General features: G+C 68.8%; 18 protein-coding genes. 5 read left to right on the top strand and 13 right to left on the bottom strand.

What is annotated here, in order from left to right; all coding sequences use genetic code 11:
- The 3 genes from AB0I12_RS28030 to AB0I12_RS28020 are packed head-to-tail and all read right to left on the bottom strand — an operon-like array spanning position 1 to position 3,025.
- Positions 1 to 690: an ABC transporter ATP-binding protein gene (locus AB0I12_RS28030; protein WP_355693776.1), complete on the bottom strand. Its 690-nt coding sequence runs from the start codon at positions 688 to 690 to the stop codon at positions 1 to 3.
- Positions 687 to 1,982: a peptidoglycan-binding protein gene (locus AB0I12_RS28025; RefSeq protein ID WP_359935026.1), complete on the bottom strand. Its 1,296-nt coding sequence runs from the start codon at positions 1,980 to 1,982 to the stop codon at positions 687 to 689. The genes AB0I12_RS28030 and AB0I12_RS28025 overlap by 4 nt, the downstream gene beginning before the upstream one ends.
- Complete coding sequence (locus AB0I12_RS28020) at positions 1,979 to 3,025, bottom strand: hypothetical protein (protein ID WP_359935024.1); 1,047 nt, start codon at positions 3,023 to 3,025, stop codon at positions 1,979 to 1,981. Before AB0I12_RS28020 ends, AB0I12_RS28025 begins: the two co-directional genes overlap by 4 nt.
- A gap of 113 nt (positions 3,026 to 3,138) precedes the next feature.
- Between AB0I12_RS28020 and AB0I12_RS28015 the strand changes: the two genes are divergently transcribed.
- Genes AB0I12_RS28015 through AB0I12_RS28005 form a run of 3 tightly spaced genes read left to right on the top strand, consistent with a single transcriptional unit; the run spans position 3,139 to position 6,101 of the window.
- A complete protein-coding gene (locus AB0I12_RS28015; protein ID WP_355475692.1) occupies positions 3,139 to 3,837 on the top strand; it encodes a response regulator transcription factor in 699 nt (232 codons plus the stop codon).
- Positions 3,827 to 5,677: a HAMP domain-containing sensor histidine kinase gene (locus tag AB0I12_RS28010; protein ID WP_359935022.1), complete on the top strand. Its 1,851-nt coding sequence runs from the start codon at positions 3,827 to 3,829 to the stop codon at positions 5,675 to 5,677. The genes AB0I12_RS28015 and AB0I12_RS28010 overlap by 11 nt, the downstream gene beginning before the upstream one ends.
- 10 nt (positions 5,678 to 5,687) lie before the next feature.
- The gene (locus AB0I12_RS28005; protein ID WP_359935020.1) at positions 5,688 to 6,101 is read left to right on the top strand and encodes an MmcQ/YjbR family DNA-binding protein; all 414 of its coding nucleotides are present in this window, start codon (positions 5,688 to 5,690) and stop codon (positions 6,099 to 6,101) included.
- A 14-nt stretch (positions 6,102 to 6,115) separates the two neighbouring features.
- Here AB0I12_RS28005 and AB0I12_RS28000 read toward each other — a convergent pair whose 3' ends face one another.
- The 6 genes from AB0I12_RS28000 to AB0I12_RS27975 are packed head-to-tail and all read right to left on the bottom strand — an operon-like array spanning position 6,116 to position 11,566.
- A complete protein-coding gene (locus tag AB0I12_RS28000) occupies positions 6,116 to 7,063 on the bottom strand; it encodes an LLM class F420-dependent oxidoreductase (RefSeq protein ID WP_359935018.1) in 948 nt (315 codons plus the stop codon).
- Complete coding sequence (locus tag AB0I12_RS27995) at positions 7,064 to 7,807, bottom strand: SDR family oxidoreductase (RefSeq protein WP_359935016.1); 744 nt, start codon at positions 7,805 to 7,807, stop codon at positions 7,064 to 7,066.
- 8 nt (positions 7,808 to 7,815) lie between these two features.
- On the bottom strand, positions 7,816 to 8,469 hold the full coding sequence (locus AB0I12_RS27990; protein ID WP_359935014.1) for a histidine phosphatase family protein: 654 nt from the start codon (positions 8,467 to 8,469) through the stop codon (positions 7,816 to 7,818).
- Positions 8,470 to 9,528, bottom strand: a complete 1,059-nt coding sequence (locus AB0I12_RS27985) for a phosphotransferase family protein (protein WP_359935012.1) — start codon at positions 9,526 to 9,528, stop codon at positions 8,470 to 8,472.
- On the bottom strand, positions 9,525 to 10,328 hold the full coding sequence (locus AB0I12_RS27980; RefSeq protein WP_359935010.1) for an SDR family NAD(P)-dependent oxidoreductase: 804 nt from the start codon (positions 10,326 to 10,328) through the stop codon (positions 9,525 to 9,527). Before AB0I12_RS27980 ends, AB0I12_RS27985 begins: the two co-directional genes overlap by 4 nt.
- Positions 10,325 to 11,566, bottom strand: a complete 1,242-nt coding sequence (locus tag AB0I12_RS27975; protein WP_359935008.1) for an acyl-CoA dehydrogenase family protein — start codon at positions 11,564 to 11,566, stop codon at positions 10,325 to 10,327. Before AB0I12_RS27975 ends, AB0I12_RS27980 begins: the two co-directional genes overlap by 4 nt.
- A 56-nt stretch (positions 11,567 to 11,622) precedes the next feature.
- Between AB0I12_RS27975 and AB0I12_RS27970 the strand changes: the two genes are divergently transcribed.
- Positions 11,623 to 12,210 carry a TetR/AcrR family transcriptional regulator gene (locus AB0I12_RS27970; protein ID WP_359935006.1) on the top strand — a complete coding sequence of 196 codons (588 nt, stop codon included), beginning with the start codon at positions 11,623 to 11,625 and terminating at the stop codon, positions 12,208 to 12,210.
- A gap of 38 nt (positions 12,211 to 12,248) precedes the next feature.
- Here the strand turns inward: AB0I12_RS27970 and AB0I12_RS27965 are convergent, their stop codons facing one another.
- From AB0I12_RS27965 to AB0I12_RS27955, 3 genes are all read right to left on the bottom strand, one after another.
- Positions 12,249 to 14,375, bottom strand: a complete 2,127-nt coding sequence (locus AB0I12_RS27965) for a hypothetical protein (protein WP_359935004.1) — start codon at positions 14,373 to 14,375, stop codon at positions 12,249 to 12,251.
- A gap of 540 nt (positions 14,376 to 14,915) precedes the next feature.
- Entirely contained in the window at positions 14,916 to 16,367 is a 1,452-nt protein-coding gene (locus AB0I12_RS27960; protein WP_359935002.1) for a M81 family metallopeptidase, read from the bottom strand.
- 64 nt (positions 16,368 to 16,431) lie between these two features.
- On the bottom strand, positions 16,432 to 17,454 hold the full coding sequence (locus AB0I12_RS27955) for a LacI family DNA-binding transcriptional regulator (protein ID WP_359935000.1): 1,023 nt from the start codon (positions 17,452 to 17,454) through the stop codon (positions 16,432 to 16,434).
- A 113-nt stretch (positions 17,455 to 17,567) separates the two neighbouring features.
- Between AB0I12_RS27955 and AB0I12_RS27950 the strand changes: the two genes are divergently transcribed.
- Positions 17,568 to 19,472, top strand: a complete 1,905-nt coding sequence (locus AB0I12_RS27950) for a discoidin domain-containing protein (protein WP_359934998.1) — start codon at positions 17,568 to 17,570, stop codon at positions 19,470 to 19,472.
- Here AB0I12_RS27950 and AB0I12_RS27945 read toward each other — a convergent pair.
- A complete protein-coding gene (locus AB0I12_RS27945) occupies positions 19,463 to 20,692 on the bottom strand; it encodes an amidase (RefSeq protein WP_359934996.1) in 1,230 nt (409 codons plus the stop codon). The two genes, AB0I12_RS27950 and AB0I12_RS27945, sit on opposite strands and share 10 nt — an antisense overlap.
- Positions 20,693 to 20,748 lie beyond the last annotated feature (56 nt).

Below are 20,748 nucleotides of genomic sequence, written 5' to 3'. Positions count from 1 at the left end.
TTACCACTGGAGGGTCCCGTCGACGATGCGCACCTGGCGCTGGGCCCGGCGGCTGACGTGGTCGTCGTGGGTGATGACGGCCAGCGTCATGCCCTCGGCGTGCAGTTCGTCGAACACTTGCAGGATCGCCTCCGCGTTCGCGCTGTCCAGGTTGCCGGTCGGCTCGTCGGCGAGCAGCAGGCTGGGTTCGGCGACCAGCGCCCGCGCGATCGCGACGCGCTGCCGCTCACCGCCGGAGAGCGTGGTCGGGGCGAACTCCATCCGGTGCGACAGCCCGACCCGCTCGAGTGCGACCCGGGCGCGCGCCATCCGCTGCCGCCGCGGCACCCCGACGTACACCATCGACAGCGCCACGTTCTCCAGCACGGTCCGGTGGTCGAGCAGGTGGAAGGACTGGAACACGAAGCCGATCCGCTCCCCACGCAGTACGGCGCGCCGCCGCTCCCGCAGGCTCATCGTGTCCACCCCGTCGAGCCGGTAGACCCCGCCCGTCGGGTTGTCCAGCAAGCCGAGCAGGTGGAGGAGCGTCGACTTCCCCGACCCGGACGGCCCGACGATCGACAGGTACTCCCCCTGCCGGATGGTCAGATCGACGCCCGCGATCGCCCGTACCTCGGGAGGTCCCGGGAAGAACCGCCGTACGCCGATCATCTCGACGACCGGCGCCGGCAAAGCCACTGCGGTACTCATCGCCCGACCACCACCTGGTCGCCCTCGGTCAGCTTCGCGTCGCCCTTGGGCGTGACCTGCGCGAACCCGTCCGCGGTCAGCCCGACCGCGACCGGAACCAGCTCGACCTTCCCGTTCCGCAGGACCTCGACGCGCGACGCACCGTCCGATCCGGACGACAGCGCGGCCACCGGGACGGCGAGAACCTTGCCGCTGGTGCTCTTCACGGGGATCGTGACCCGCACGTTCGCATCCCGCAGCAGCGCCAACTGGCTGGCGGTCAGCGTGTTCGGCGCGACCACCACGTCGTACTGGTTGCCGTTCTTCGTGACCCGGCGAACCTTCCCGGCGACCGAGACGCTGTCGCCGAGATCGAGCGTCGCTGCCATCCCCGCCTTCAGCCGCTGCGCGGTCTCCGCGTCGACCTTGACCGTGACGACCAGCGACGCACCGCTGGCCGACATCACCACACCGTTCACCGTCCCGCCGCGCTCGACCTTCACGTCGTCGACGCGGCGCGGCAGCGTCTTCACGTAGACCACCTCGGACACCGGCAGCGGCGTACCGGCCTTGAACTCGGCCTCGTTCTGCGCGTCCTTCGCGTCGGCGAGGTTCTCTTCGGCGTCGTCCACAGCGCCTTGCTGAACTGAGGTGTCCTTCGCCTTGGCGTCCTTGGCCGCCTTCAGCTGCGACTGCGCCTGCCGGAGCTGCTTCTTCGCGGCGTCGACCTGCTTTTTCGCCTGGTCAACGGCCTGGGTGAACTGCTCGTCCGCCGCCGGGGCGTCGTATCCCGCGTTCTCGTACAGCCGCTCGACGGCCGCCGAGGTGTCAAGGTCGTACTCGTCGTCGACGTCCCCGGGGTCGAGCCCCAGCCTGTCGAGCGTCTGCTCCAGCTGCAGCACGTCAGGTCCCTTGCTTCCGGGCGACAGCGTCCGGTACATCGGCAGGACGCCGGCCAGCCCGATCACCGGCCGCCCAATGATCTCGAGCAGCGCCTTGCCTTCGGTAAGCGTCGAGCCGACCGCGGGCACCTTGCCGGTCACGATCGGCGCCGTCTTGATCCCGCTGGTCTCGACCCGGATGTTCACCGCACCGTCGAACGACGCGTCACCCCGGCCGACCACCTTGCTGGACAGGGCCTTCTTCGCCACCGGCACCGTGATCTGGGAGGCCTTCGGGGCCGCGGTCTTGGCGGCGGCGTCCTCCGGCGAGCTGATCCGGCTGCCCGCCATCACACCGATTCCCAGGGAGGCGACGGCCACACTGGCCACGCTGACCAGGACCCGGCGCCGGGACTTGGGCGAAGCGGTCACCGGTTCGCCATCTCGTCGCGGTACGCCTCGAGCTCGGACTTGTGCTGGTCGACGAACTCCTTCTCGGCCTCGTACTGGACCTTCTTGTACGCGTCCTCGTACCCCTTGGCCTTGCACTTCTGGTCCGCCACCGCGAGGTCGATCTCGGACTTGCGCAGCTCGGCCAGCTTGGTCGCGTCGACCTTGTCGAACGACGGCGGGCCGCTGACCTTGGCCGGGCCGTTCTTCGCCGGCGGCTTGTTCCCGGTCAGCGTGTCGAGTTTCTGCTGGATCTGCTGGCGCGGGTCGTCGACCTTCTTGAATCCCGAGTGTCCGGCGTCGGCCAGACAGTCGGTCCAGGCGGTGGTCGCGTCCACGACCCGCTGGTCGGACTCGATCCGCTTCTGCAGCGCCTGGATGTCCTTGAACAAGCTGTCGAATTTCTTGAAGTCGACGTTCCGGTTCGAGTCGTCGCCGTACACCTGCTTCACTGCCTTGCCGCGACAGCCGAGGTCCATCTCGCCGCTCGAGCTCGGGCCGTCCTTGCCGCCCTGGATCACGACGGCGCCGTTCCCGTTCGCGTTCGGGCCGTTGAGCGCCTTGTCGTAGGCCTTCTGCGCGGCGGGCGACAGCGCGGCGCGGATCTTGGTGTTCGGGTTCGAGTCGTCCTCCCCGGCCTTCGACCAGTCGATCGTGCTGATCCCGTACCCGTACTGCTCGGCGAACTTGTCCGGCGGCAGGTTGAACGCGTCAGCGAACTTGCTCTTCGCGTTCTGCTCCGGCGGTACGGCGACGTACTCGAAGCCCGCCGCCTTCATGCAGGTCACGGTCGCGTCCTCGACCTTGCGCTGCTTGGCCAGGTCCTCCTCGGTCGGCTGCTGCGCGCCGCCGGCCCGCATCGCGATCTTGAACCCGCCGCCGCCGGACGAGCTGACGAACCCGTCGCCCATGTACTCCGCGAGCGGGCTCTTGTCGCTCTTCTGGTCGGACGCGACCGGCGCCTTGTCGTTCCCGCAGGCGGCCAGCGCCAGGACCGCCACCACGGCGAGTGCAGTTGTCTTCATGGCTGTGGAGCGTGCCGCCCGGGCGGTGAAGAACCTGTGAAGGTCCCGTTTGCACCTGATGCTCTCAGCCGATCTTCATCGGATTCTCATGTCTTTCGGCGACATTGAGGACTATGCCAGCGCGGATCCTGGTCGCCGAAGACGACCTCAAGCAGGCGGAGCTGATCCGGCGGTACCTCGAGCGGGAAGGGCACCTGACCGTCGTCGTACACGACGGCCGGGAGGCGATCGACGAGGCCCGCCGGCGCAGCCCGGACCTGCTGGTGCTCGACGTGATGATGCCGAAGGTCGACGGCCTGGACGTCTGCCGTGTCCTCCGGGCAGACGGCGACGTGCCGATCATCATGCTGACCGCCCGCTCCACCGAGGACGATTTGCTGCTCGGCCTCGATCTCGGCGCGGACGACTACCTGACCAAGCCGTACAACCCGCGCGAACTGGTCGCCCGGGTCCGCACGGTCCTGCGGCGGACCCGCAGCCGCGCCGAGGGCGAGGTGTACCGGGTCGGCGAACTGGAGATCGATCCGGCTCGCCACGAGGTCCGGCTGGCGGGCCGCCTGGTCGAGCTGACGCCGGCCGAGTTCAAGATCCTCGCGTGCCTGGCCGCGTCGCCGGGGCGTGCGTTCTCGCGGCAGCAGCTGCTGGAGCACGCGTTCGGCTTCGACCACTACGTGTTCGACCGGACCGTCGACGTACACGTGATGAACCTGCGGAAGAAGATCGAGCCGTCGTCGGGCGCCCCGGCGTACCTGAAGACCGTGTACGGCGTGGGCTACAAGCTCGCCGACAAGGCGGTCAGCCATGCGTCGTAGCGTGCTGGTGCGGTTCCTCGGGCTGTCGCTCGCGGTCGCGCTCGGCGCCGTGATCGCGACCGCGGTGATCGCGACGTACAGCACGTCGGAGAAGCTCCAGGGCGAGATCGACGCGAACACGGGTCAGCTGCAGGTCGACGGCGAGATCTACGGCGAGCTGACGCGGTACGCCGCCGATCATCCGACCTGGTCGGGTGTGGCCCGTCTGGTGCACGACCTGGCCGACAAGCTCGGCCGGCGGATCGCGGTGACGAGTGAGACCGGCGAGGTGATCGCGGACTCGGCCCGGATGCTCGGCGCCGCGCCGGACCTGCCGTCGGTGCCGGCGGCAACCGTCGACGTGCGCACCTCCGGATTGGGGAAGCTGAGTGGCGCGATGACGGTGTACGCCGCGCGGAAGACCGTCGCCGCGACCGGGGGATTCGTCGCAACCGCCGCGATCGGGCCGCCGTTCGTCGCCTACCCGGAATGGGGTCTGACCGACGACGAACTGAAGGAGCGTGACAAGCTCGCGCAGCAGGCGGCGGACTGCTCCACCGCCAAGGGCAAGCCGGCGAGTGTGAACCGGATCGCCGGGGCCGTCCCCCAGGTGATGGTCGAGTCGACGCAGTCCGTGGCCGGCGTCCGGGTGGAGAAGGCCAACACGCTCGCGGACGACGAGTGCATGCCGCCCGGACTGACCGCGCCGAGCGCGAAGGCGAAGATCGTCAACGACGACGAGGTCAGGCGCTCGACCGCCTGCCTGGACGCCGCCGGGATCGACTACAAGGTCAACGAGTTCCAGGGCCTGAAGTCCGTCGACCCGGCGGTGAAGGAACTCGCCGGCGACACGTTCGGCAACTGTCTCCAGCAGGCCCGTGTCCAGGCGCTCACGCCGTACGTCGCTCCGCCCGCGAAGCTGTACCTCGGGGCGAAGAGCACGTTCGACGTCTTTTCCGGCGAAGGCCTGCTCCGGACGGCGGCCACCGCGCTCGGCGTGCTGCTGATCGCGGCACTGGTGATGCTCTTCGCGGGGCGCCGGCTGGTCCGGCCGATCGTGGCGCTGACCGGTGCGGCGCAGCGGATGCGGAACGGCGACCACGCGGCCCGGGTGCCGGTGAGCGGGAAGGACGAGGTCGCGCGGCTCGGGCACGCGTTCAACGACATGGCCGAGGCGATCCAGCGGCACGATTTCCAGCGTAAGGCGATGGTCAGCGATGTGGCGCACGAGCTGCGGACACCGCTGGCGAACATCAAGGGCTACCTGGTCGCGTCGGAGGACGGCGTGGTGCCCCTCGATCATGCGCTCGTCACCTCGTTGCTGGAGGAAACGGCTCTGCTCGAACACCTGGTCGCCGATCTCCAGGACCTGGCGCTCGCCGACGCCGGCATGCTCCGCCTGCACCCCGCCGAGCGCGACCTGTCGGAGTTGGTGCAGCAGGTCGTCTCGGCCCACCGTCCGACCGCTGAGCAGGCCGCCGTCACCCTCTCGTCCACAGCTCGTGGGCCCGCGCCGGCGGTTGTCGACGGCGCACGCATTCGTCAGGCTCTCGGCAACCTGGTCTCGAACGCCATCCGGTACACCCCGCCCGGCGGCCAAGTGCAGGTCGGCGTACGGCCTGTGGACAACGGCTACAACCTCAGCGTGAGTGACAACGGCACCGGCATCGCGGCGGAACACCTCCCACACCTGTTCGACCGCTTCTACCGCGCGGACGTCTCCCGCACCCGCACCACCGGAGGCAGCGGCCTCGGCCTCGCCATCACCAAACACCTCGCCGAAGCCCACCACGGCCGCATCACCGTCACGAGCCAGGTAGGCGACGGCTCCACCTTCACCATCTGGATCCCGGCTGGCTAAGGTCGACTGTGTGAAGGCTCGGGTGGCCGACGTACACGCGATCGCGTCCGGGATGCCGCACGTCACCAAGTGGGAGCGCGACGACGGGACCGACCGGCCCGTGTACCAGGTCGGCGGGAAGTCGTTCGTGTTCTTCCGGACGCCGCGCCCCGACGCCGTGGATCCGGTGAGCGGCACGAAGTACGACGACGTGATCATGATCTGGGTCGAGTCCGAGACCGAGAAGCTCGCGCTGGTGTCCGACGACTCCAACCCGTTCTTCACCACACCGCACTTCGACGGCCACCCGTCGGTCCTCGTCCGGGCCGGCGAGCTGGGTGAACTGTCCCGGCAGGAGCTCACCGAGATCATCCAGGACGCCTGGCTGTCCCGCGCCTCGAACCGCCGCGCAACGATGTGGCTGCGAGAGCACCGGTTGAGCTGATCCCGCTGCCACCGCTAGTTCGGGGTGAGTGAGCGGGCGGTTTCGAGGAGGCTGGTGCCGGTTGGGAGTGTGGCGATGATGGGGGTGTCGAGGCCGTTCTCGACGTAGCGGTTGATGTGGGCCCGGCATTGGGCGGGCGTGCCGTGGACGATCAGGTCGTCGACGAGCTCGACGGGTACGGCGGCCATCGCGGCGTTGCGGTCGCCGGCGGACCAGGCGTCGCGCATCGGTTTCATCAGCTCGGCGCGGCCCAGCCAGTCGTGGAACGCGGCGTACCCGGGCACGGTCAGGTACGTCGCGATCAAGTAGCGCCCGATGTTGCGCGCCATCTCCGCGTCCTCGGTGACGCACACGAAGATCCGCGCGGCGAGTTCCTTGTCCGGGCCGAGCTCGGCGCGCACCCGGCGTACGTCGTCCGCGGACAACCAGTTGGTGATCGCCCCGTCGGCCTCCCGCGCGGCGAGCCGGAGCATCTGCGGCCGGAGAGCGGCGAGCATGATCGCGGGCGGCACGTCCGGCGCCTTCTCCAGCCGGAACCGCCGGATCGTGAAGCTGTCGAACTCCCCGTCGACCTTCTCCCCCGCGAACGCCTGCCGCAGGAACCGCAGCACGTCGCGGGTCCGCGCCAGCGGCGGGTCGTACGCGATCCCGTTCCACCCGGTCACGATCGTCTCCGACGACGCCCCGATGCCGAGCACGAACCGCCCCGGCGCGAGATCCGCCAGCGCCGCCGCGCTCATCGCCAACGCGGCCGGCCCCCGCGTGTGCACCGGTACGACGGCCGTCCCCAGCCGCAACGAAGAGTCCCACTCGGACGCGAGCACGAGCGGCGTGAACGCGTCCGCGCCGGCCACCTCCGCCGACCACAGATCCGTGTACCCGAGGTCGAACAACGATGAGATCAACGAACGATGCTCCCGCAGCGGTACGCCGGTCAGCGGCACCGTCAGGCCCCAGCGCATTCAGATCATCCTCTTCAGCACCGGCAGCGGCGCGAACCGCATCACCTGCGCGAGCGGCCACCACGGCCGCGCCGGGACGTACGCCTTCGCCTTCTCCGCCTCGATCGCGGCGACCATCGCGCGCACCCCGACCTCCGTGTCGACGATGAACGGCGCGCGCTCCACGTGCTCGTTCATCTCGGACCGGATGTACCCGGGATAGATCGTGCTGACCTTGATCGGCTTGCCCATCAGCTCCAGCCGCAGCCCTTCCCCGAGCGAGGCGAGCCCGGCCTTGGTCGCGGCGTACGTCGTGATCGTCTTCGGGAAGCCGCGCAGCGCGGAGATCGACGCGATCAGCACCAGGTGGCCGGCGTTGCGCGCGCGGAACAGCTCGAGCGCCGCCTCGACCTGCGCGAGCGCGCCGACGAAGTTGGTGAGCGCGGTGTCGCGGTTGGCGTCGAACCTGCCGGTGCCGAGCGGCGCGCCCTTGCCCAGGCCGGCGTTCACGACGACCCGGTCGAGCGGCAGCTCGGCGTCGATCGCCCGGAACACCTTGAACACCTGGTCGTGATCGGTCACATCCAAACTGTGGATAACCACTGTGATCTGTGGATGGCGCTCGGCCAGCTCGGTCCGCAGCGCCTCCAGCCGTTCGGTACGGCGTGCGGTCAGCGCGAGGTCGTGCCCCTTCGCGGCGAACTGCCGCGCCATCTCCGCACCGAGGCCGGAGCTGGCGCCGGTGATCAGGATGTTCCGTCGCATCGGGTGTCCTATCTGTACGTGAGCAGGTCCGCGCCGAGGTGGACGTGTTCGTTGTAGCTCACCACGGTCAGCCCGCCGCGACCGGACACGACCTTGGTGATCGCGGTGTTGATCGTCACCGAGTTCAGCTTCGTCCACAGCCCGTCGCCGCCGGACAGCAGCCGGCTCACGACGGCCGCGATCGGCCCGCCGGACGTGAAGACGAGCGCCGTCTCCCCCTTCCCGAGCCGCTCGGCGGTCCGTCGTACCGCGGCCTCGGACCGTTCGCAGAACGCCTGGAAGGTCTCGGTGTACCCGTCGCCGCCGTCGATCCACCGCTGGGTCGCGGCGCTGAACACCTCTTGGAACGCTCGCCGCGGATTGCCGGTCCGCGCGAGATCCGCGACCATCACCGCGTGCCGCCGGTACGCCGGTTTGTGCGCGACGATCACCTCCTGGTGATCGAACTCGTCGAACCCCGGATCCACGTCCACCGTGAATCCCGCGAGCGACGCGGTCTGCTGGTGCCGGCGCATCGAACCGGACACCACGAGCGCCGGCTTCACGCCCGCGAAGGTCTCGCCGAGCCGCGCCGCCTGCTGCTCACCGAGGGCGGACAGCTTGTCGTAGTCGCGCGCACCGAACGACGCCTGCGCATGCCGGATCAGATAGATGGCGGGCACTCACGCCTGCCGGATGATCCTGCGGCAGCGCCGCTCGAGCAGGTTCACGGGCAACCAGAAGTTCTTGAAGCGCGGGTTCCGGGTCTGCTTGTGGTGATAGCGGTAGTAGATCTGCTGCGCTATCACTGCCAGCCGGAAGAGCCCGAACACCTCGTAGAACGCCCAGTTGTCCGCCGTGAGCCCTGACTGCTTCGCGTAGTACTCGACGATCTCCGCCCGGGTCAGCATGCCGGGCACGTCGGAGGGCTGCAGCCTGAAGCGGCGGAAGGCCCAGTCGTCGTCGGCCTGCACCCAATACGCGAGCGCGCTGCCGAGATCCATCAACGGATCCCCCAGCGTTGCCAGCTCCCAATCGAGTACGCCGACCACGCGCAGCGGATCGTCCGGTGCCAGGACGACGTTGTCGAGCCGGAAGTCGTTGTGGATGACGCAGGTCCGTACGTCGGTCGGCTGATGCGCGGCCAGCCACGCCATCACCTTCTCGTAGCTCGGCACGTTCCAGGTCTTCGCCTTGCGGTAGCGCTCGGACCAGCCGTTGACCTGGCGTTCGACGTACCCGGCACCGCGCCCGAGATCAGCCAGCCCGGCGGCGACCGGATCGACGGCGTGCAGTTCGGCGAGCGTGTCGATCAACGTGAACCCCAGCTGCCGGGTCTGGGCCGGTGTGAGGTCGACGCCCAGCTGGTGATGCCCGGGGATCGTCCCGACGACCCGCTCCATCACGTAGAACTCGGAGCCGATCACCGTCTCGTCATTGCAGTGGGCAACCATCTCCGGGACGTACCGGAAGACCGGCTTCAGGCTCTGCTGGATCCGGAACTCGCGGCCCATGTCGTGCGCGCTCTTCGCCTTGGTCCCCGCGGGCGGCCGCCGCAGGATCAGGTCGTGTCCCGGATAGCTCAGCAAATAGGTGAGGTTCGAGGCCCCGCCGGAGAACTGCTTCACCTCGGGCAGCCCGTCCGGCACCGCGGTCTGCTCGCGCAGCCAGGCGTCGACGGCGGGTACGTCGAACGCGTCCTCGTCCCGCACCGGCCGAGCGCCGTCCGGCACGCCCGTCACCGCCCGTCCGTCGGTCGTGTCTCCGCCCCGTGCTCAGCACGTTCGTGCGCACGCGCGGCGATCCTGCGCATCTGGCGGTCGTACAACGGGCGGGCGAACCGCTTGGTCAGCCAGGCGAGCTGTGCCGGCCGGTCCGGGACGATCAGGAACCGCTGCTTCTTGATCCCGTCGATGACAGCGACCGCGATGTCGTCCGCGGACCGCGGCGACTTCTCGATCAGCTGCCGCGCGGTCGCCCCCATCGCGCTGTCCGCACCGCGGATCGAGTCCGCGAGATTCGTCCGGAAGAACGACGGGCAGACCACCGACACGGTCACGCCGTACGGATGGAGCTCGTGCGACAACGTCTCGGAGAGCGCGACGACGCCGGCCTTGACCGTGTTGTACGAGCTCATCATCGGCGGATGGACGAGGCCGGCCGCCGATGCGGTGTTCACGATGTGACCGGCGCGCTGCCGTTTGAACAGCGGCACGAACGCGCGGCAGCCGCGGACCACGCCCATCAGGTTGATGTCGACGACCCGGTCCCATTCGTCCAGCGTCTCGACGTCGATGCGCCCGCCGGTCGCGATACCGGCGTTGTTCACCAGGATGTCCAGGCCGCTCCAGTTCTCCTCGCACCACGCGACCGCGGCGTCCCAGTCCTCCGGGCTGCGGACGTCCAGCTTCAGGTACGGCGTACTCCCCGGTGCGTCCGGCGACACGTCGGTGCCGAGCACCTGGTGGCCGTCAGCAACGAACCGGGCGACCAGGGCGGCGCCCAGCCCGCTCGCGGCACCGGTGACGAGAACCCGACTCACTTGGCCTCCTGAGCTGCCGCGAGATAGGACGCGAGCTCGATCCTCGCGATCACCCCACGATGCACCTCGTCGGGGCCGTCGGCCAGTCGCAACGCGCGGGCGCTCGTCCACGCGGCCGCGAGCGGGAAGTCCTCGGACAGCCCACCGCCGCCGTGCAACTGGATCGCCATGTCGATGACGTCCTGCGCCATCCGCGGTACGGCGACCTTGATCTGGCTGACCTCACTCAACGCCCCGACGAGCCCCTGCGTGTCCAGCAGGTGCGCCGTCTGCAGCACGAGCAGTCGTGCCTGGTTGATCGCGATCCGTGCGTCCGCGATCCGCTCACGGTTGCCGCCGAGGTTGACCAGCGGCTTGCCGAACGCGGTCCGGCTGGTGCCGCGCTGCAGGGCAAGCTCGAGCGCCTTCTCGGCCAGGCCGACCAGCCGCATGCAGTGGTGCACGCGCCCCGGACCGAGGCGGCCCTGGGCGATCTCGAACGCCCGGCCGGGTCCGACCAGGATGTTCGCGGCCGGCACCCGAACCTCGGTGAAGGACACCTCGCCGTGGCCGTGCGGCTCGTCGTACCTGCTCATCGCGGGGAGCAGGCGCTCGACCTTCACGCCGGGGGTGTCGCGCGGGACGAGGACCATCGTGTGGCGCTCGTACCGATGCGCGTCCGGGGCGGTGAGGCCCATGAAGATCAGCAGCTCGCAGTCCGGGTGACCGACGCCGGTGCTCCACCACTTGCGGCCGTTCAGCACGACGTCGTCACCGTCGACGACCGCCGTGGCCTGCATGTTCGTGGCGTCGGAGGACGCGACGTCCGGCTCGGTCATGCAGAACGCGGAGCGGATCGTGCCGTCCAGCAGCGGCTCCAGCCAGCGCTTCTTCTGCTGGTCGTTGCCGTAGCGGAGCAGAACCTCCATGTTCCCGGTGTCCGGCGCGTTGCAGTTGAAGATGTACGGCGCGATGAAGGACCGGCCGGTCAGCTCCGCGATCGGGGCGTAATCGAGGTTGCTGAGGCCTTCGCCGTACTGCTCGTTGCCTGGTTCCGCGGGCGGGAGGAACAGGTTCCACAGGCCTGCGTCGCGGGCTTTCACCTGCAGGTCCTTGATCAGCGGCTGCGGCTGCCACGGGTCACCGGCGGTGCGGATCGCATGGTGCAGCTCCGCCTCGACCGGCTCGATCTCGCTCCGCAGGAAGGCTTCCACGCGGGTGATCAGCTCTTGAGCCCGGGCCGAAGGTTCGAACCCCATCAAGACTCCTCTCCCTCGCCTTGACCGTAGCGGGCCTCTAAGCAATGCTCAATAGCATGGATCACCGGCTGTCAGCGGAAGACCGCAAGAAGCAACTGGTCAAGATCGGCCTGATGATGCTTCGCGACCAACCGATCCATGAGCTGTCCATCGACGCGATCGCCGCCGAGGCCGGAATCTCCCGCGGGCTGCTGTTCCACTACTTCCCGAGCAAGCGCGACTACTACCTCGCGGTCATCTCCGCGGCCGGCCGCCGCCTGCTCCGGGTCACGAAGCCGGACGACGCGCTGCCCCCCGAGGAGCAGCTGCGCGAGATGCTCGTCCAGTTCGTCGCGTTCATCACCCGCCGGCGGACGGCGTACATCTCGTTCGTCCGCGGCGCCGCCGGCGGCGACGACTTCGCCGTCAAGGTGTACGACGAGACGCGCGCGGGCCTGACCAAGCGCGTCCTCACCTACCTGGGCACGCCCGATGTGGCCGATGAGCCCGCCTCCCAGGATTACCTCCGGATCCACGCCTGGCTGTCGTACGCCGAGGACCTGGCGATCGAGTGGTCCGGTCTCCCCGAGGCGGACCGGCCGTACTCGGCCGACCACCTCGTCGACCACTCGATCGAGGCCCTCCAGATGCTGCGGAAGTTGTAGATCGGGACCGGCCGTGACGACCGGCCCCGATCGGACTGTCAGCCGTTGGCGAGAGTGAAGCGCTCCACGCCGCAGGCCGAGGTGGCCGGGTTGTTGTTGGTGTCGCCGCTGTAGGTGACCTGCCAGCGCCAGGTCCCGAGCGTGCTCGCGACGAAGGACGTGTTGGTCGTGCTGTACGTCCCGTTGCCGTTCACGGTCACCGTCTGCGTGTACGCCCCGGCGCCGGCGCAGGTCGCGTCAGCAGGAGCGAACAGCTTGAACGTGATCGTGCCCGTCGGAGTGAGGGCGCCGCTGATCGTGGCGTCGTCGTTCGGGATCAGGTTCGGTGCGGTGCTGATCGCCGGGCTCTTCTTGGTCACGACGAGGTGCTCACTGGTGCACACGCTCGTCGCCCCGTTGTTGTTGGCGTCGCCGCTGTACACGGCCTGCCAGTAGTAGTCGCCCGCGGTGTTGAACGTGATCGCGTTGGAGTCAGGCACGACGCCGTTCGTCACGTTCACTGTGCCGGCGCTCTGCGCACCGGTCGAGCAAGCGTTGTCGGTGTAGACCGTGTAGGTCACGGTCCCGCCGGCGTTCGCCGTGGCGTTGCTCAGCGTCGCCGAGTCGTGAACGCTGCCGCCGACCTCGACGGTTGTGGCCGACAAGCTGGTGGCGATGGTCGGCGACTTCTTGGTCACGACCAGATGCTCACTGGTGCAGACGCTGGTTGCCGGGTCGTTGTTCGAGTCCCCGCTGTAGGCGGCCCGCCAGTAGAAGTCACCGGTCGAGTTGAAGGTGACCGCGTCGGAGTCGGGCACGACACCGTTGGTCACCGTCTTGGTCCCCGCGTTCGCGAAGCTTGTGGAGCAGGTGGAGTCGGAGTACACGGTGTAGGTCACCGTTCCACCGGCGTTCGCCGTCGCTCCGGTGAGGGTCGAGGAGTCGTGCACTGTACCTCCGACCACGACCGTATCTGCCGACAGCGTGGTGGTGATGGCCGGCTGCCTGTTGATGTGGTTGGTGTAGGTGCAGTCGACCACGCCCTCAGGCGCCATCGTGATGTTCGTTGTCGCACCACTGAGCGAGTAACTGGTCCCGGTACCGGTCGCGGTACAGGCGAGGTTCTTCAGCGTCCAGCCGGTCGGCAGGGTCGACTCGGTCACGCTGTAGTTGCCGGCCTGGACCTGGGTCGCGCTGCTGTAGGTCTGCACGCCACCGTTGGACAGGTTGAACGTCGAGGGGCTGAGTCCACCGGTTGTGGTGTAGCCGAACGAGGCGTCGCCGTTCTCGGTGACCTTGCGGATGATGATCTTGCCGCAGTTCGCGATGTTCACCGGCTGCGGTGCGACGAAGTCCTTGACCTCGGCCGGGAACGACGCCGACGAGCGGCTCTTCAGGAACGCGCTGCCGAACGCGGTGCACTGACCGGCCGGGAAGATTCCGGCATCGGTCATGTTGATTGCTGCCTCACCGAACTCCAGTCCGGCGAGAGTCCCACCGGCGATCGGTTCGGTGATGGTGCCGGCGTTGACCGCGCCTTCGGCGAAACCGGCGGCGCTCAGGTCGACCCGCTGGCCCCAGCACGGCAGGGAGTTCGCCGAGAAGCACTGGCTTGCAGAGCCTGTGGTGGTCCACTTGAGCAGGCCGAGTACGGGGTTGCCGCCACCGTTGGTGAAGTCGAAGGTGATCAGCAGGTCGCCGGCACTCCGGTTGAGCGTCTTCTGGCCGGTCGTGGTCAGGTTCGGCTGCGCCAGTTTGTTGATCTCGAAGTCCATGTTGGCCGAACCGAGGACGTTCGACCGCTCCCACGCCAAGTACAGGTAGACCTTGCCGTTGGCTGCGGTCTCGCTGGCGACGTAGAAGCGTGTGAGGTCGCTCTTCTGCGGCGGAATCGAACCGGTGACCACGGAGACGTTCGGGTCGTCTTCCTTCGAGCCTTGACCGAACGCGTTGTCGGTCGAACCGCTGGTCAGGTCGTCGCCGCGGACACGGTTCGGGGCGTTCACCCAGTCGGTGTTTCCGCCGGTGTTGACGATCATGTTGCCGTCGTTGCCTTCGAAGCTGCTCCCGGCCAGATTCGCGTTGGCGTTCGGCACCAAGGCCGCCGCCAGCAGCGCGACGCCGGACGCGAGGATCAGGGGACGCCGGAAACGCCGAAGCGTCCGCGGCTCTGTTCGCGATGTCACGGTGGTGTGCCCTTCTGTTTGAGCACTGAAATGCGGTACTGCGGTCGTGTCCGGGGAGCGATAGGGAGCAGAGAGGCTTACTCGTGCGGACGCGGCTTCGTCCTGCCGTCAGCAGAACGGCGGCCGGCGGATCGACGGCGTGATCGGGGCGGCATGGACGCGCCCGCGATCGCCGGGTGCACGCCGCGAACACGGCGGAGCACGGCCGGTCGGCCGGACCTCGTCCGGCGCACATCGACGGCCCATGGGTCCCCCCACCTGGAACGTCGCCGGCCTCGGGTCCCCACCCCGGGCGACGCTCCGTCACGGTCAGCGTCACCCACGTAAGCGCTGCCCCCAGCACCACGATCACGAGGCGTTATGAAGCTACACCCGCCCCCCACCGCCAGCAAGACATCGAACCGATGCCCAGGGCAAGAAATGAAACCCGCGGTCCGGCCACCGCGCCCGCCTTGGCACTGTGCACTTTCCCGGCTACTGCCGGCGGTCGCGAACTACCGCTCGCGTTCACCCACAGGCACAGCGCCACGGACGCGTGGGTCAGATTCTCTCGGGCTTCAGGTCGGGGTCTGCCATGTCAGGGTCGAAGGGGAACAGCGGGCGTAGTACGCCGTGGTGGCCGAGGCGGAGGAGGTCCTGATCGACGCCGCCGGGGGTGAGAGCCAGGAGCCAATCGGCGGCGAGGTTGTAGAGCTCTGGTTCCAGGTAGCCGATCTTGACGATGACCAGGTCGGTGGTCGCCGGGTCGAGGCCCAGGAGGGTGAAGTCCGCGATGTGGTGGTAGGGCTTGCGGCGGGTGGTCAGGATCGAGTACAGACCACCGACCTGAACCACCGCGACAGTCCCGCCGACAGGATCCTCGGAGATCGAGAACACGGTGCCGGACAGCGCGACCGGGCCCGCGGGGCCGGAGTCGACCTTGCCGCCGGCGGTGACCTCGACCGGGTTGCCGACGCCGGCCGCGACGCAGGCGGCGACCGCCTCGGCGTCGGCGATGCCGGCGTGGATCGCGGTGGCCTTGCCGGAGGTCAGTTCCTCGATCGTGAGCAGCTCACCGAGGGTCCACGACGTGTCACCGGCGCCGCCCGCCGTCGGGTTGTCGCCGGAGTCGCTGATCAGGAACGGCCGCGCGGTGGAAGCGAGCCCGGCCGCAACGCATTCGTGCAGGGTTCCGGTGGGTGCCACGAACTCGAACCCGTCCCGGGCGTCCCAGTACGCCCGCGCCAACTCGGCAGCGCGCTCGCTGATCAGCGCGTCGTCGTCGCCGGTGACGACCACGGCGGCCCGGCACCGCGGCTCATCGGCCCACGCGTACCCGACCCACACGGCCGCGTCCAGAACACCGGGTTCGTCCGCGATCTCGCCGACGCGCCGGTAGATCGACTTGGCCGGCTCGAGCCGCGTCGAGGTCTTCTCGCCCGGCAGCAGCACCGGCACCTGCACCCACGCCTTCCCCGGCTTCCCGAGCCCGGACCGGACCCGCTCGACCAGGTTCCGCAGGGCGCGTTCGCGGCTCTCCATCGCGTCCTCGTGCGGCGCCATCCGGTAGCAGGTGATCAGATCGACCGCCGTACCGAGCTCGCGGGACACGTTGCCGTGCAGGTCCATCGATGCGGACACCAGCACGTCAGGGCCGAGCACAGCCCGGATCCGCGTGGCCAGGTCGGCCTCCGCGTCCTGCCGCCCGACCACACTCATCGCGCCATGGATGTCGAAGAAGAACCCGTCCAGCTCACCGGCACTCTCGAGGCGCGTGATGATCTCGGCGGACAGGTCGTCGTACACCTCCGGCAGGACCGCTCCGCCGGGCAGGGAGCGTGCGTGCAGCAACGGGACCCACTCGATCCCCTGCGCCCAGTCCTTGCCGAGGAAGTCGTACCGCTCCAGGATGCGGTCACCGCGGCGGACGTCGAAGTCGGCGAGGCCGGCCCGGTGTGGCGAGAACGTGCTGGACTCGATGGCGATCCCGGCGATGCCGATCCGAAGGTTCATGTCTAAAACCTGCCACAACCGAGCCGTTTCGCGCACCGCCTAACTCCGCATCTGGACACCGGGTTCAGCGAAGGTCGGGTGGTGGGGCGGTCGAGGCTCGGGGGGTAAGGGTGGTGGCTAGTTCCACGTGTAGGGCCTCTAGGGCGTGGCGGTCCAGGAGGCGGATGAGGAGGCTGACGGCCATTCGGCCCATCTCCTGGAGCGGTTGCCGGACCGTGGTGAGTTGAGGGGTCGTGGCGCGGCTGAGGTCGAGGTCGTCGAAGCCGGCGATCGACACATCGCCGGGCACTGACAGGCCGCGCTCGCGAGCGGCTTGGAGCGCTCCGACGGCGGCCTTGTCGTTGAAGGCGACCAGCGCCGTCGGGCGGGGGGCGAGGTCGAGCAACTCGCCCGCGGCGCGGTAGCCGTGCTGCGTGGTCGGCTGGTCGTGGCGGATGAGCGAGGGGTCGGGCAGGATGCCGGCGTCGGCGAGGGCCGCGGAATGACCGCTGAGCCGGGCATCGGCGGCCAGCCACTCCCGCGGGCCGGCGATCACGCCGATCCGGGTGTGCCCCAGCCCGGTCAGGTACGTCGTGAGTTGCCGGGCGCCGGAGTGATGGGCAGCGGACACGGACGGGATGTCGGGCGGAAGCGCCGTCCGCGGGTCCACGACGACGAACGGAAAACGGCGCGTGCTCAGCCGAACCAGTTCGTCGCTCGGCTCCGGCGGGAGGATCAGGATCGCGCCGGCGAGTGAGCGCTGGGCGGGCAGCTGGCCGAGCACGCGCTCGTGTTGCGCGGCCTCGCCGGCGTTCAGGACAACCTGCCGACCGTGACGGTCCAGCGTCTCGGCGATCGACGAGACGATCAGCCCGAAGTAGTCGGTGAGCACGTAAGGACACCGGACGTAGACGGCTCCGTCGACCGGTTTCGCCGTACCGCCGCGCGGTGCGGGCGCGCGCAGGCCGAGCTCCTCGATTGCCTGCTCGACGAGCTGCCGGGTCTCGGGTGCCACGCTGCCGGCCTGGTTCAGGACGCGGGACACCGTCGCGATCGACACCCCGGTCGCCGCCGCGACGTCCCGAACGGTCGCTTTAGCACGCGGCATTTGTTACATCCCCTTGTTTCACGCTCAGCACTCTAAACCCACGCTCCCAGACCTTGACAGTCCTCGGCGGCGAGCGTTTTCTGTGGCCGTTTGTTTCATCCCTGAGGAGCGCGATGAGAACACCCGTCTTCGGCGTCGCCCTTGCTCTCGCGGCGGCGTCACTCACCGGGCCCGCCCAGGCCCAGCCCCCGACGACCCAGGTCCAGGTCTGGGTCACCACACCGGACCGCGCCGAGCTGCTGCACGAGCGCGCGCCGGTCGCCTTCAGGTCCACATCGGACGGCGCGAGCGACCGGACCACGATCACGGTCGACCCGCGCACGACGTACCAGACCATGGACGGCTTCGGTGCCTCGATCACCGACTCGTCCGCCGACGTGCTGTACCGGCTCAGCCCGGCCGATCGCGAGCAGACGATGCGGTCGCTGTTCGACCCGCGACAGGGCATCGGCGTCAGCTTCCTGCGGCAGCCCGTCGGCTCGTCCGACTTCACCGCGGCGGCCGAGCACTACACGTACGACGACGTACCCGCGGGCCGGACCGACTTCGGACTGCGGCACTTCAGCATCGCCCACGACCAGCAGCAGGTGCTGCCGCTGCTCCGCCGTGCGAAGCAGCTCAACCCGCAGCTCAAGGTGATGGCCACGCCGTGGAGTCCGCCGGCCTGGATGAAGACCGGCGACTCGCTCGTCGGCGGCCGTCTCAGGGATGACCCGAAGGTGTACGACGCGTACGCGCGCTACCTGGTGAAGTTCGTGCAGGCGTACATGCGGGCCGGCGTACCTGTCGACTTCCTCTCGATCCAGAACGAGCCGCAGAACCGCAAGCCGAGCGCGTACCCCGGAACGGACCTGCCGGTCCGCCAGGAAGCAGCTGTGATCACCGCCCTGGGTCCGCTGCTGCAGAAGGTCAGCCCGCGGACCAAGATCCTCGGCTACGACCACAACTGGACCACGCACCCCGGCGACATCGCCTCCACGCCGCCCGGTGAGGACCCGGAGACCGACTACCCGTACAAGCTGCTGCGCACCTCGGCGGCGAAGTGGATCGCGGGTACGGCGTACCACTGCTACTCCGGCGACCCGTCCAAGCAGACCGACCTGCACAAAGCCTTCCCGTCGAAGGGGATCTGGTTCACCGAGTGCTCCGGCTCGCACGGGCCGAACGACACCCCGCCGCAGATCTTCCGCGGCACGCTCACCTGGCATGCCCGCACGCTGATGCTCGGTACGACGCGGAACTGGGCGAAGTCGGTCGTGAACTGGAACATCGCCCTCGACTCGACCGGCGGCCCGCACCTCGGCGGCTGTGACACGTGCACCGGCCTGGTGACGCTGCAGCCGGACGGCACGGTGTCGACGGACGCGGAGTACTACACGATCGGCCACCTGTCGAAGTTCGTGCAGCCGGGCGCGGTGCGGATCGCAAGCACGTCGTACGGGACGACCGGGTGGAACGGGCAGCTGATGTCGGCCGCGTTCCGCAACCCGGACGGTACGACGGCGCTCCTTGTCCACAACGAGAACGACGATCCGCGCTCGTTCGCCGTGGCGCTCGGAGACGAGACCTTCGAGTACGAACTGCCCGGCGGGTCGATCGCGACCTTCACCTGGGGACGGACGGCAGCGGACGCACCGCAGCAGTTGACGCCGCAGAGCGCGTCGGCGAGCGTCAACGGAGCCGATGCCGGTCTGCTGATCGACGCGGACGGATCGACCGTGTGGCAGAGCAAGACGGCGCAGGCACCGGATCAGTGGGTGCAGGTGGACCTGGGGAAGGCACAGACGTTCCGGCAGGTCGCGTTGGACAGCGGCGGGAACATCGGTGACTACGCGCACGGTCATACGGTTGCTGTCAGCAACGACGGGAGCAGTTGGCGGACGGTTGCCACTGGTACGTCGAGCAGTCAGCTGACGACGGTCGAGTTGCCGCCTACGCGGGCACGGTACATCCGGGTCACGCAGAACGGCAGTGCCGGTAACTGGTGGAGCCTGGCGGATCTGCGGGTCTACCGCTGAGCTTCGATCCAGCATGCAACCGCGACCGCCTGCTCATTGCTCGCAGCAATGACCTGCAGGCCCACGGGAAGGCCGTCAGCCGGGATCGGCAGGCTGACGGCCGCGTGCCTGGTGAGGTTCGCCAGGCGGGTGTTGTTCAGTAGCTGCCGGCGTACGTCGGCGTCGGGGGTGGCGAGTGGCGGGGCTGTGGTGAGGACTGTCGGGGTGATGACCGCGTCCACCGTGGACAGCACCGCGTCGAGCTCGGCCGTGATCGCTGCTGCTTGTATTTTGGCTCGCTGGTAGTCGGCCGGCTGCACCAGCGCGGCTTCGAGCAGCCGCTGGCGGACGTCTGGCTGGTAGCTGTCCTGAATCCGGTCCTTGTGGTTGGCAACCGCTTCCGGGCCTTGCAGATTCGCAGCTGTGGAGAAACTTGTGGACCAGTCGGGCAGCTGCACGTCAACAGTGTCGAGTTTCTCCACAGCCGCCAGCCAGGCACTACGAACCTCAGGACCGAGGTGTAGGTACTCAGCGTTCGTCACGATGCCGAGGCGAGGCCGAGCGCTGGGCTCCAGGGTCGTGGTTTCGGTCAGGGCAGTCAGGGCGTAGCTGGCATCTCTGGCAGTGCGGGTCAGGACGCCCACATGGTCGAGCGTCTGGGACAGGGGGAAGACGCGGTCGGTCGGCAGCGTGTTGTAGGTCGGTTTGAAGCCGACGACTCCACACAGCGCGGCCGGGATGCGTACTGAGCCCGCAGTGTCCGTTCCGATCGCCAGCGGGACGACCCCGGCCGCCACCGCGGCTGCTGAGCCCGAACTGGAGCCGCCGGTCATCCGCGACGGGTCGTGCGGGTTGCGGCACGGGCCGACGCGGTTCGACGTGCCGGTGCAGCCGTACGCGAACTCATGGGTGTGCGAGAGGCCGATCACGATCGCCCCCGCGGCGCGCAACCGGCGTACGACGTCGGCGTCCTGGCGACCGACCTCGTCCATCGACGCGGACCCGCAGCGGTACGGCAGGCCTTCGACCTCGACGATCTCCTTCACCAGCACGGGTACCCCGGCGAGCGCACCCGTGCGGTCGTGCGCCGCGGCCGCCTTGCGCGCACCGTCCGCGTCGAGGTGCACGATCGCGTTCAGGTGCGCCACGGCAGCCGCACGCGTCAACGCGTCCTCGACCAGCAGCACCGGATCCAGCACGCCGGCCCGCACCAGCGCGGCGGTCTCCTCCAACGTCCTCACTCGCCCATCAGACCACGGAGAGGAAACGGAAACAGGAGCGTCATGCCGTGTTGCTA

Source organism: Kribbella sp. NPDC050459 (assembly GCF_040655315.1).
Lineage (GTDB): Bacteria > Actinomycetota > Actinomycetes > Propionibacteriales > Kribbellaceae > Kribbella.
Note: the sequence above shows the minus strand (reverse complement) of the source record. Positions and strands in the feature narration are given on the sequence as shown.